Source organism: Lishizhenia tianjinensis (assembly GCF_900116425.1).
Taxonomy (GTDB): domain Bacteria; phylum Bacteroidota; class Bacteroidia; order Flavobacteriales_D; family Crocinitomicaceae; genus Lishizhenia; species Lishizhenia tianjinensis.
In genome coordinates, this window is record NZ_FPAS01000001.1 from 25,932 (window position 1) to 38,783 (window position 12,852).

The window sequence follows — 12,852 nt, forward strand, 5'->3', positions numbered from 1 at the left end:
TCAAGTTTGGATAACACCAACATTGTATGGCTTTTCAGCTACTTTATTGTTGGCCATTTCTATACCCATACTTACTACTTTTCGCGTTTCTGTAGGATCGATAATAGCATCAACCCATAAACGTGAAGCAGCATAGTAAGGAGAGATTTGCTCGTCGTATCTATTCTTAATAGTGTCGTAAAGTTCCTTTTCTCTTTCTGGAGTAATTTCTTCTCCTTTTGCTTTTAGAGAAGCTACTTCAATTTGTAACAATGTTTTCGCTGCCGCAGCTCCACTCATTACCGCAATTTCAGCCGTAGGCCAAGCCACAATTAAACGAGGGTCATAGGCTTTTCCACACATGGCGTAGTTACCTGCTCCGTATGAGTTCCCCATGATAATTGAGAATTTAGGAACAACACTGTTGGCCATTGCGTTCACTAATTTGGCACCGTCTTTAATGATTCCACCGTGCTCACTCTTAGATCCTACCATAAAACCAGTAACATCTGTTAAGAAGACTAATGGGATATTTTTCTGGTTACAGTTCATGATGAAACGCGCACCTTTGTCGGCAGAATCTGAATAGATTACCCCTCCAAATTGCAATTCACCTTTACCGTTTTTCACCAATTCTCTTTGGTTGGCAACAATTCCAACACTCCATCCATCAATGCGTGCGTAGGCCGTTACCAAAGATTTTCCGAATCCTTTCTTATATTCTGTAAACTCTGAGTCATCAACTATAGCTTTGATGATATCTCTAACATCGTAAGGTTTGCTTCTTTCTACAGGTAAAATGCCGTAAAGATCTTTGGCTGGAACTTTGGGTGCGATGGCTTCTTTTCTATCAAAACCTGCATTTTCCTTTGCACCAACTTTGTCCATGATTTCGCGTATGGTATCCAAACACTCTTCATCAGATTCACTTTGGTAATCACACACACCTGATATTTCTGTATGCGTATGTGCTCCTCCTAAGGTTTCGTTATCTATAGATTCTCCAATAGCAGCCTTTACAAGGTAAGAACCTGCTAAGAAAATGGTTCCTGTTTTGTTTACGATCAAACTTTCGTCTGACATGATAGGCAAATAAGCTCCACCCGCAACACAGCTTCCCATAACGGCAGCAATCTGAACAATACCCATAGAACTCATTACAGCGTTATTTCTGAAAATTCTACCAAAGTGCTCTTTGTCTGGGAAAATTTCATCCTGCATGGGCAAGAATACACCTGCAGAGTCTACCAAATAAATGATAGGAAGGTTGTTTTCCATAGCAATTTCTTGTGCTCTTAAATTCTTCTTACCAGTAATTGGGAACCAAGCTCCTGCTTTTACCGTGGCGTCATTCGCAACAACTATACATTGTTTACCCGCTACATAACCAATAACGATTACTACACCTCCAGACGGACATCCTCCGTATTCTTCGTACATTCCTTTACCAGCAAATGCACCTATTTCAACGCGTTCAGTGTCTTTGTCTAATAAATAGTCTATACGTTCTCGCGCAGTTAGTTTACCTTTTGCGTGGTGTTTTTCTATTTTCTTTTTTCCACCTCCTAGGTATACTTGGTCTAATTCTCTTTGTAGTTGTGATATTTTGAGACGCATAGCGTCCTCATTCTTGTTAAAGTCTAATTCTTTCTTTGAAATACCCATGAATATTCAATTTGAGCTTAAAAATAGAAGGAATTCTTGAACCTTCTTGCCCTTCTTGGTTGATTTCGTGAAATTCCTTCTAAAAGTGTCGTGATTTAACTTACCAACCACCATGAAATCTGATGTAAATATTATGTATGTAGTGTTATATATTAAGTTTCCTTGTTCAACCTTGTAGATCTTGTGAAACTATCCAAACGTAGCTCTTCAAGAGAAAAAAATAAAAGTGTTAATTTTTCAATATTTCTGACTGTATCGTGTTAAAAATGTATTATTCAAACCTTATATTCGTTGTCTGAACCTTACAACAAAGCCCTCAAAATTTTTATTTATGAAGCTTTTTTTAATTGCACTTTTGGGTGTGTTTAGTTTTTCTTTAACCACTGAAATCAAAGTCCATAGCGAGTTTGTAAAGCACTATTCAACCCAAGAGTTGAATACTTTGAAATCCATGCCGGCAGAAGATATTGCTGTGATGAATTACAGTATCACACATGGTTTGTCTTCAACCTTTGAAATGAAAAAAGTAGGGGTTACACCAGATTTTATCATGGAATCATCCGCTTTTGAGGCTGCAAAGTCTTATGTAGAATTGGGCTTAAGAATCAAAGCCAATAAAACGCAATACATCCAATTAAAAGGAAGTAACTTGTGGGTGAGTCTTTCATCTTTTGAGCGATTAAAAATAGAATATCAATCTAAAAATCGTAAGAAGTAATGAAGAGTTTATTTAGTTTACTGGCGATATTGAGTTCTGCATTGACTTTTGGTCAGTTTACCATGACAGGACCAGATAATGATGAAAATAATCCTTTGGATTGCGCATCTATAGGTGGGAATCCGACGAATTTCACCTACGATGGTTCGGGTAGTTATCCGGCCAATGCCAATGAAGTTTTAACCTTATGTCCGGATCTATCGCAAGGGTCTAAAGTTAGGGTGGCCTTTTCTGTAAATGCAGGTTTTACCTTTGATATTGATGGGAGTGATCAACTCAGGATTTATGATGGGGCGGACCTAACAGCGCCTTTATTGGGTACTTATAATTCTGTTACACATCCCAATGGAATGACTGTGGAAGCAACATGGAATAATCCTTCTGGATGTTTAACCTTAGAATTTATTTCTGATGGAGCCAATCAAGGAACGGGGTGGACCGCGAATATTACTTGTGGAAATCCTCCTCAGCCTTTTGAAAACCATATAGAGGCTTTTATTAATGATGGAACAGTAGATGAATTAAATCCATCAGATACAGGATATGTTGACGTTTGTTTGGGAGATTCAATTCTTTTTGTAGCCAAACCAAGTTTCCCCTATTCGCTTGAAAACAATGGAACGGGTTATTCTCAATCAAATGCTAGCGTTAATTTTGATTGGACGATTTCAGGAGTTGGTCAATTTCAAGGAGATTCTTTGTGGTTTACTCCTCCTGCGAGAACGGGGTATTTTGTTGAATTAAGAACTACAGATGATTTTCCAACTACAGAGGTAATGAGTTGTAAAATTCGAGTTTCTCAATTGCCAAATTTTGCTGGAGCCGGAACACTAGAGGATACCGTTTGTTTGGGAGAAATTACAGAACTTGTTGGTGGAACTACAACCACAGATACTGCTGGGGTAGAAGTTCCAGGAGGTACTTTTGTGATTGGTGGAACCTACGCAGGATTAACAGTTTTGCCCGATGGTGTTGGAGCTTCCTATTCTACAACCATTCCGATATCTGGATTTGGTCCAGGTGTTACTGTTCAGTCTGCCTCTGATATTGATTCCCTAATTTTGGCTATGGAGCATAGTTATTTGGGAGATTTAGAAGTAGAATTAGAATGTCCGAATGGAACCTCCATTGTCATTTTTAATGGAAATACCGGAGGGGGTGGAGGAACCTTCTTAGGTGATGATACAGATATAGATGGGGGAGCACCTGGTCCTGAAATTTGGACCTATGCTTTTTCTGACACCTATGCCAATTGGAGTGACTTACTTACGGAAAATGCGAACGGTAATACCATACAAAATTCTGGAGGGTTTAACGCTATGAATCCGAATGGTGTATACGAGCCTCAAGATCCTTTTAGCGGTTTTGTTGGTTGTCCGTTGGATGGACCATGGACCATAACAGTTACCGATAACCTTGGAATCGATGATGGATATATTTTCTCTTGGGGATTGTTTTTTAATCAGGATTTATTTCCAGAAACAGAGGGCTACCAGAACGTTATTGTTGAAGATTGGTGGACAGATGACCCAGCTATAGTGGGGGGACAAGAGGATACGGTTTTAATGGTAAACCCGAGTAGTGAGGGAGAATATAACTTTACATTTAATGTTATAGATGACTTTGGATGTGAGTACGACACCACGGTAAGCTTTTTTGTGGCACCCGGACCTGAAATTTTTGGGGATACCATAGCATGTGATTTAGGTTTAACGGTAACGGGCACTAATTCTTATGCCGGAGGAGTTTGGAGCGCTCAAGACACGGCAATTCACTTTTCACCGAGTGAAAATGTTCAAAATCCTTATATAGGCACAAGTACACCAGGTACTTATGAGGTGACCTACACAGACCTACAATGTAATAGAGAAATCAGCGCTCAAATTTATTATCCTGGATATCCTTGGACCAATTTGAATGATACTGTATTATGTGAAGGAGTGACAACTGAACTTTGGCCGGATACCAATATGTACAATCAAAACTATTTATGGGATGATGGAACCCCAACGCGAAATAGAACTGTTACCGGTGCGGGTATTTACACCGTTACCGTTTCGAATGAATGTCATGAGTTTTCTGCGTCTATGGAGATAGGGGAAAAAGTTTGTGGATTAACCATTCCGAATGTCATAACTCCAAATGGAGACAATAAAAATGACCGATTCATCATTCAATTTAGTGGAGTGAAGGATTACGAAATAATTATTACCAACCGATGGGGTAACGTGGTTTATGAGAGTATAGACCCCTATGATGCTTGGGATGGAACAAACAAAGGCGGTGCGGAAGTATCAACAGGTACGTATTTCTATCAAATAGTTGCCGTATTGGAGTCTGGTGACGAATTGGTTGAGCAGGGATTTGTTCAACTGGTTCGCTAGATGAATAAGAACTTTGAAAGGCTATCTGAAAAGGTAGCCTTCTTTTGTGCTAGTTAGTGAAGGTACTGAATTTATCACTGATGAATAAACGCTGTTCTTTGTCAGCATAAATTTCTAAAACCTTGTGATGTGCATGCAATTCTGGTAAATGATAGAGCCATTTACCTTTCCCTAATACCGCTACCTTTTCGCCTTCTTCCAACAAACCTTCTACATATCTTAAGGTTTTATTGTTGCCAAAAAACGTTGTGCTTTTTTCACCATGTTTATTTAAAAAGGCTTCCAAGGTAGGTGTGCTATCGTTAAAAATACCTGATTTAAACTGGTGTTCTTTGTTAATGGCAGTGTTATTCCCTCTTGATCTAACCAAAGCAATACCCTCTGCATTTTTAAGGAGGAAATCTGAAATTAACTTTTCTTCAATAATGGTGTGCCATTCTGTTGATGTGTGTTCGTCGCCATCTGCATCTTTATGGGTGCTTTCGCGTTCTTCTTGTACAATAACATGATAGCCCGCACATTCTTGTTGGGTTAACGGACTAATTAGCGCTTTGTCTTTGAGTATTACCTGACCAACAATTTTTCCAATTTGTCCATCTTTGAAAGTTGTAAAGGATGATATAGGAGTTTGTTTTAACGCCCTTTTGGTGCGGGCTTCTTCATTAAAAAAGAAAGAAAAGAGGGAAATTAGTAGGATGATAACGATCAAGGCAGCTATGATTCCAAACATATTGAGTAGTGTAACTATTGATTATAGTTCTAAAATAATAAATCTTCCAAAGCCACTGTAAGTTAGGGTCAAAAAAAAAGCGGTAACCGAAGTCACCGCTCTATGTTTACATTTTTGAAACGAAATCTTTAAAGACTTCTTTATGTTTTTCTAAATCCATGTGAGCTGAAAGTGCTACACGGGCGATGTAATCCTTATCGGCCTCTTTGGTTGTACCCTGTGTAGAAGTCGCAGGAATAGTCCAGTAACACCCTTTCAACTGTCCGTAACTCACACAATATTTACTTTCATTTGGTATTTCGTTAATCATCATGTTGATCAACAAATTGTTCATCTCACGTTTGTACATTTCCCTTTCTTGGTCTGTATTTCCTTTTGTAGGAAGATCCAAAGAGAATACGGATGGAGTAAATCCTTCAGCGGCTAATTCTTCGGAAACAAAGTTGATTTTAGCTTCGGGTAATGTTTCTTCTATGAAGTTGACAAAAGCACGTGTATTGGTGAATGCATCTGCGATACGCTGGTTCATAGAAGGGATTTGCTCGGCTAATATTTCGTATTGAAGTGCTGTTGCCTCATTATCACATAAGGTCAAATGCTTTTCAATTTTAGTCATCAATGCTTCTGCTTTTTTATTCGCAACCAAGTATCCTGCAGTACATTTACCACCACTTGGGAATTTAGATCCACTTACATAGGCGATGGCTTGAACAGAGGCTAAAATATTGTCTTCTCCTAAGAAATGGAAGTTAGGACAAAAAGTTTGATCGAGAATAAAGACAGGTGCAATGGCTTGATCTCCATTTGGAGTTTTACGCTCCTTGCTCAAAGCATCTCTTAAATCTGTCAACACAGGAACCTCAACCCTTGGGTTGGTAGGTATTTCGGCAATAATGAAGGGAACGGCATCCATTTCTGCTATGGTAGTTAAGACCCTATCCACACTGTTGACCATGTCATTTCCACCATCAACAGGTAAATCCATAACTTCAACTCTATCCAAACAAGCCGCAACTCGTCGCGCCTGATCGTTGGTACCTCCGTAACAGTTAGGGGGCACAACTATTTTAATCTCTTTACCTGGATGGTTTTCTAAAGCATGGTCAATTAAGCCCATTACAATAGCGTATTGCGTTGATAACCCACTCGAAGCTACAAGTGCTTCAGAAGATGTATTGGTAATGGTTTTTATTGAAGCGCGTAAACTGGCTTTATTCGCAAGTACATCACTTTGTTTTTGTGGTGCATCTTTTTCTACCAATTCTTGTAATACAGCAAAGGTATTAGCTGGTGTCATGGCTACTGTTTCTCTTCTTCTTACGTGTTGAATTTCTGAGATGTAGGCTTTATTATCTTCTCCCAATACGGAAAGTATGCTACCATAAGGGGCGTGTATGCTTAAGAAAAAATCGATGTTTGCATTGTTGCTTAATTCGCCTACTTTATTTTGGGTTGATATGTAAACGGTACTTCCTTCAAAAGATTCTAGCTCCTCTTCCGTATTGATTTGCATTACCTCGAAGTTGTATCCGTAAACATCTCTTAGAGAGTCAAAGTCAAACGCAGTTGGTAATTCATTTGTATACACAACACGTGTGTTTTTTCCTGTGAATAAGTTCTTTCTCAATACTGCCATCAATGGAATGGTAATAGATTGAAAGCTTATTACACTGTCAGCCGAAAGTCCGTTGATCTGAGCAATCGTCCATTCTAAAACTGAGGAAAGTGGGTGTCCTAAACGTATGTAATCGTAAGCTGTTGGCAATTCTTCTAATGCTGATGTCTGGGCATTATTCTCCTTCACCAAAGTTTCAAATTGCTCTAAAAATTGAGTTTTTGCTTGAGATTCGTCGTAAATATCTAATCGGTGAGTTGTAAGTTTTAACCAGTCTGTTGGTACTTGCTCGATTAGTGTTGAAATGTAATTGATCAATTTATTGTTCTCCATAATTTTCTCCATCAGATTGGGCGCCAAGATAGCAGAATAAGATGGAAATTAAAAGTTTTTGGAGTCTGCGTGAAGGGATAAATTCCTCAAATGTTAGCACCTTACACTTCTGGTTGACTTCTCTTATTTCCCGAGCTTTAAAATTCGAAAAGCACCTTGAATAACCAATATGAAAACCAAAGAACCTATAATTAAATCGGGTAGACCATTTTCTAAATAAAGCACTAAGATACCGGCAAGTATTACTCCAAGGTTTATAATAACATCATTAGAGGTGAAAATCATACTCGCTTGCATGTGGGCGTCTTCCTTATTTTTCGATTTCTGTAATATGTAGAGACAAGCAGCGTTGGCAATTAATGCAAAAATGGAAACGATAATCATGGTAGTAAAATTTGGCAGTTCTTCAGCCCCGATAAATCGGCGTATTACCTCTGTAAATCCTACAATTGCTAATATGATCTGAAAATACCCTGCTGTTTTTGCAATCCGTTTTTTGCGAATTAAGCTTCCTCCAACGGCAAATAAACTTATACCATAAACAAAGCTATCAGCGAGCATATCCAGACTATCGGCTACCAATCCCATAGATTTGGAAAATAAACCTGTAGTCATTTCAAGGATGAAAAACACGAAGTTTATCCATAAGACAGCCCAAAGCATTTTTCTTTGATTTCTTGCGCTATCAAAATTTTGCCGAGTGCTGGTTGTGGATGAGATTTTTTCAGCTCCTAATCGAAGTGTTTTTAGTGCATTATCAATTTCTTCTAGCTCAGCGGTATGATAAATGTCCAAAGTTCTTTGCGGTATATCAAATTCGAGGAAGTCTATACTTTGGAATGGGGAGAGCTTCATTCGAATCAAGTTTTCCTCGGAGGGACAATCCATTTTTTTTATTTGATACCTCGTTTTGAGCATGATTTTTAAATATTGAGCAAAGTTAGCCTACTTGTACATTAAACTCGGTAGCTAAAGTTACGGATGGAGGATAGGATTAGATATCCACTCCAAATAAAGATCCCACGTAGGCAGAAACTACCATAGCTATTGTTCCCCAAATGGTAATTCGTAGAACAGGTTTTAGCATAGGTGCGCCTCCTGTTTTGGCGGATATGGCTCCTAATAGCATCAAAAATAGTATAGTAAAAATGTAAAGGCCGTATTCCATAACATCCAAGGGAACAAAGAAAACGACGAGCAAGGGAAGTAAACCACCAACTGTAAAAGAAGCTCCAGAGGCGAGTGCGGCTTGTAAGGGTTTGGCTTTTGATATTTCATTGATTCCGAGTTCATCTCGAATATGTGTTCCTAAGGCATCTGCTCGGGTTAATTCTATAGCAACTTGCAAGGCTGTTGCTTTGGATAGTCCACGCTTTTCATAGATTTGAGCGAGTACTTGTAATTCCTCTATTGGGGTGTCTTTTAACTCTTGTTTTTCACGTTCTATATCTGCATTTTCTGTATCTGTTTGTGAGCTAACAGATACGTATTCTCCTGCTGCCATGGATAGAGCACCGGCTACTAAACCTGCTACGGTAGCTAGTAATATTGGTTCGCGTGTGTGACTGGCAGCAGCGACACCTATGGCAAGACTAGATACTGAGATAATTCCATCGTTGGCACCCAGAACGGCCGCTCTTAACCAATTACTTCTGTTGATATAATGGTTGTCTAAGTAATTGTCGATGTTTACTTTTTCCATGGTGAAAATGCTTAAAGATTACTTTTCTAAAATACATTTTTTTACCGTGAAAGGGAAGAGGTAGAATTATTTTTAAATTCTAGAGAACAATTCAGGTGTAAAGGTTGTTTATGATATAGGGAGTATGGTAGACAGGGAAAAAATTTAAGAATCCTATGTTGTTAGAAGAAAGGAAATTCAAATCGTTATTTCTTTTTTAAGTAATTATCAATTTTATCATTCATCGCAGAATGACTATTTCTTTTTTCTGAGGTTTGTTTAGTTGTAAAGTATAGAACCTAAAATTTTTTCCTTATCAATTCTGTCGTACCGTTTTATATTTCATTTCAATTTTCTAAGATTTAACGGGCCAGATTTAAAAGGAAGTTTTGCAGTGAATTTGTTAATCCAAATGGTTTTCTGTTAAATTAAATCTTTCGTTAAATCAAATATTAACAGAAATGTACAACCCTTTGTTTTAATTATTGGTTTTTTTCTCCCCTTTTTTCTAGGGGAAATTTCCTATTGGACTAGTAATTTACAAGAAAAAAATGATATAAGCACTATGGAATCAGTATTTTGTAATTAAAGCGTTTTTAGTTGAAAATTTCATTTTTTCGTAATCAAATCAAATATAGAGGGTTTAGGTTTAGTTTATATCTAAGTGACATCTATAAAAAACTCTTTTATCTCATAAAGTTCGGGTATGTAGCAGTTCCAATTGTAAGTATCAGTAAGTCGCACTCTAAAGGTATCAGCGGCATGGGCCTCACCATGAATGATAAAAACTTGTTCCGGTGTATTGGATATTTCACTCATCCAGTCAATGAGTTCAGCTTGGTCGGCATGGGCTGAGAGTGTTTGTATTTCAAAAACTTCAGCTTTCACCTCGTAGTATTTACCGTAAATTTTGAGCGATAGACAGCCATTTAAAAGTTTTTTTCCGCGTGTACCATCCGCCTGAAAACCTGCTACTAGTACAGAGGTTTCGGGTAAACCTACGTATTGTTGTAAGTAGGTGAGAACCCTTCCTCCCGTCATCATTCCACTTCCAGCAATAACAATTTTCGGACGTTTATCATCTATAACTTCCCAAGTTTCTCTGTATTCCTGAACTATGGTAAATGCATCACACATCGCCGCACATTCTTCTGAGGATAGTTTGTGCCAAGATTTATGGTTGTGAAAGACTTTGAGTACATTGGCCCCCATAGGACTATCCATAATCAACGGGATTTCTGGAATTAGGCCTTTCTTTTTAAGTTGCCATAAAATGTACATGAGTGTTTGCGTCCGTTCTACAGCAAAGCTCGGAATTATCAATGTACCACCTTTTTGAACGGTATGGTTTACGATTTTCTCTATCTTTTCGTAAAGGTTTTCCTTGGGGTGTATGCGGTCACCATAGGTACTTTCAATAAAAAGTATATCTGCTTTTTGAGGTTTCTTATAAGGGCGCATCAACAAGTCTTCTTTTCTTCCTATATCTCCAGAAAAAACAAAACGTTTTCCGTAGACATTCATTTCTATGAAAGTAGCGCCTATTATATGTCCGTTGTATTGAAAGCGGATTTCGATTTGGTCAAAAAGTGTAATCCACTCTCCTTCTGGTAATGCCTTGAAATGATGTATGGCCTTCTCAGCGTCTGTTAAATCGTAGAGTGGAACGGATGGGTTATGCTTTGAATATCCTTCTTTGTTGGCTCTATCGGCCTCCTCTTCTTGAATTTTGGCACTGTCGCGTAAAATTATTTCAGCAATGTCTAATGTTGGAGCGGTTCCGTAAATCGCATTTTTATACCCCATTTTTATCAACCTTGGCAAATAGCCGGTGTGGTCCATATGACCATGTGTAAGTACAACAGCGTCAATTTCTGCAACATTTACTGGTAGATAATCCCAATTGAGTTGCCGAAGTTTTTTAAGACCTTGAAACAAACCACAATCCACCATAATTTTTTTGTCTCTCACCTCGATGAGATATTTAGAACCTGTTACTGTACCGGCTGCACCTAAAAAGTGTAGGGATATTTTATCGCTTGCATTCATAGTAGACATTTTATGTTATTACAAGTTACACAATTGTTTGGCTTCTGATAATATGTTCGCATGCCTTTGGGGATGAATTTCGATTTTTGTAAGAATTTCTCTTTTTTTAAGAAGCTCTCGGCATAGAATTATCATCTCTTTGAGAAGGGCTTGTTTTTCATTTAGGGTTAAAGTCGTTAGGCAAGTAATTGGATGAAGGCCAGCTACGTCTATGCGTTCTTTAAGAGATCCTTTACTGGGATAGTTCCAAGCTACCAAATTCAAGTCCATACAATTACTATAACTTATAGCGTCTTTACTGAAACGCGTATTGGTAAATATCCAACCTTGTAAGGATTTGTTTTGATAGGACGCGTCCTTTTTCCATTGTAGGCGAATATCGTAAAAGCGAGATTGAATGTAAAGGGGGACTTTTACATCACTTTGACGCGCTTGATCGCTGTGAAATTTGCATTCCACTAGAAGGTAAAAATTGTTTTTAATTGCAATAACATCAACCTCATGTTGCACACAATTTCCTTTTAGTATTTGGTCGGTCTTAGTGGTGAATCCTTGATAGATTAAGGTTTGTTCAACAATGCGTTCGAAGGGAAAACCAGAAGGGCCTAAGTCTAAAAGTGCTTTTTTTAAATTGTAGCGTGCAGCAGTAGCGCGCTTAAATTGTTTCAAACGCGAAAAGGCAATTTTATGTATTTCTTGGGTAGAGATATAGGGGTAGAGCGCTAATTTGACTTCTTCCAGCACATGAGCAATCATTTCAGCTGTAGCACCAGAATTTTTTAAAGAAAGTTTTAGTTTCTCTTCGTTGAAAAGGGCTTTTTTTCCATTCATTTTTAGAATGGGGATAGGATTTAGTTCCATAGCGGCATTAGTTGTCGGGATGCGTCTGTATGTGATGTTCTAAAAGTAGTTTAAGGCTCTCTAGATAATCTGAAAAATTTTGAGTGTCTATCTTATCTGATACAGGAGCCTTCAGGGTAACAGGAGTTTCATTCAAATGTTGGTAGAGTTCAGGGTATTCCTGTTCTATTTTCAAAGTAAGGGCACTTATTTCTGTAAGTAATTTTTGCAATCTTTTCATGAACAAGGATTTAATAATGTGTTTTATCGTCATTAAAAGATACAAAATAAATCACTGATTAACTACAGGTTAGGGTAGAATTGTAGGGTGTCGCATTAAAAAAGTTAAGATGCTCTAAAACTTAGACAGATTTGTGAATCTTAGTTGATTGTTTTATGCTTATTTGTCCAAAAAACAGCTTGTAGTAATTGTCCGGCGCCTAAAGCTAAAAGGAGGAGGAGGGTAACCGTATCTCCATAAAATGTACATGCTGTCAAAGGGAAGAAGATCATACTGGATAAGTTAAAATACCACACTTTTCCAAACCACAGAGTAGAAAGTAATTCTTGTTTTTTATTGATAATGAACAAAATAGGTGGGTTGGTTGTTTTCAATCAAAAATTCACTATCATGAAAAATGTATCTCTACTACTCGTTTTCTTTGGCTTATGGAGTATAAGCTCTTGCTCAAAAGATTATACCTGTTCATGCACGTACAACTATGCGAACGGTTCACCAACCGATACTACAGAACATACTGTTTCTGATATAACGGAAAGCTATGCGCGGGAGAGGTGTCAAGAAGACAATTATAACTCCACCGAAGTTAGTGTTTACTGTGATTTGCTAGAGTAGTT

General features: G+C 38.0%; 12 protein-coding genes. 3 read left to right on the plus strand and 9 right to left on the minus strand.

The genetic code is table 11. The features are described 5' to 3' along the window. Positions 1 to 1,644 (minus strand): acyl-CoA carboxylase subunit beta, encoded by a 1,644-nt coding sequence (locus tag BM327_RS00135; RefSeq protein WP_090244771.1) that lies wholly within the window; start codon positions 1,642 to 1,644, stop codon positions 1 to 3. Positions 1,645 to 1,975: 331 nt separating this feature from the next. Between BM327_RS00135 and BM327_RS00140 the strand changes: the two genes are divergently transcribed. After that, entirely contained in the window at positions 1,976 to 2,362 is a 387-nt protein-coding gene (locus BM327_RS00140; RefSeq protein WP_090244774.1) for a hypothetical protein, read from the plus strand. Next, entirely contained in the window at positions 2,362 to 4,746 is a 2,385-nt protein-coding gene (locus tag BM327_RS00145) for a T9SS type B sorting domain-containing protein (RefSeq protein ID WP_090244779.1), read from the plus strand. The genes BM327_RS00140 and BM327_RS00145 overlap by 1 nt, the downstream gene beginning before the upstream one ends. Positions 4,747 to 4,795: 49 nt before the next feature. Here the strand turns inward: BM327_RS00145 and BM327_RS00150 are convergent, their stop codons facing one another. From BM327_RS00150 to BM327_RS15975, 8 genes are all read right to left on the minus strand, one after another. Next, the gene (locus BM327_RS00150; protein ID WP_090244783.1) at positions 4,796 to 5,476 is read right to left on the minus strand and encodes a hypothetical protein; all 681 of its coding nucleotides are present in this window, start codon (positions 5,474 to 5,476) and stop codon (positions 4,796 to 4,798) included. Positions 5,477 to 5,582: 106 nt separating this feature from the next. Further along, positions 5,583 to 7,424 carry a PLP-dependent aminotransferase family protein gene (locus BM327_RS00155; RefSeq protein ID WP_090247567.1) on the minus strand — a complete coding sequence of 614 codons (1,842 nt, stop codon included), beginning with the start codon at positions 7,422 to 7,424 and terminating at the stop codon, positions 5,583 to 5,585. 123 nt (positions 7,425 to 7,547) lie between these two features. Next, entirely contained in the window at positions 7,548 to 8,342 is a 795-nt protein-coding gene (locus BM327_RS00160) for a cation efflux transmembrane domain-containing protein (protein ID WP_170853622.1), read from the minus strand. 76 nt (positions 8,343 to 8,418) lie between these two features. After that, positions 8,419 to 9,126 carry a VIT1/CCC1 transporter family protein gene (locus tag BM327_RS00165; RefSeq protein WP_090244787.1) on the minus strand — a complete coding sequence of 236 codons (708 nt, stop codon included), beginning with the start codon at positions 9,124 to 9,126 and terminating at the stop codon, positions 8,419 to 8,421. 639 nt (positions 9,127 to 9,765) lie between these two features. Then, complete coding sequence (locus tag BM327_RS00170) at positions 9,766 to 11,154, minus strand: MBL fold metallo-hydrolase RNA specificity domain-containing protein (protein ID WP_090244791.1); 1,389 nt, start codon at positions 11,152 to 11,154, stop codon at positions 9,766 to 9,768. Positions 11,155 to 11,172: 18 nt separating this feature from the next. Further along, a complete protein-coding gene (locus tag BM327_RS00175) occupies positions 11,173 to 11,985 on the minus strand; it encodes a PDDEXK family nuclease (RefSeq protein WP_090244795.1) in 813 nt (270 codons plus the stop codon). Positions 11,986 to 12,022: 37 nt separating this feature from the next. Beyond that, positions 12,023 to 12,235 (minus strand): hypothetical protein, encoded by a 213-nt coding sequence (locus BM327_RS00180; RefSeq protein ID WP_090247569.1) that lies wholly within the window; start codon positions 12,233 to 12,235, stop codon positions 12,023 to 12,025. A 140-nt stretch (positions 12,236 to 12,375) separates the two neighbouring features. Beyond that, the gene (locus BM327_RS15975; protein ID WP_262987292.1) at positions 12,376 to 12,507 is read right to left on the minus strand and encodes a hypothetical protein; all 132 of its coding nucleotides are present in this window, start codon (positions 12,505 to 12,507) and stop codon (positions 12,376 to 12,378) included. Positions 12,508 to 12,625: 118 nt separating this feature from the next. On the opposite strand from BM327_RS15975, the gene BM327_RS15750 reads away from it, so the two are divergent. Continuing rightward, a complete protein-coding gene (locus tag BM327_RS15750; RefSeq protein WP_139230177.1) occupies positions 12,626 to 12,850 on the plus strand; it encodes a hypothetical protein in 225 nt (74 codons plus the stop codon). Positions 12,851 to 12,852: the final 2 nt, after the last annotated feature.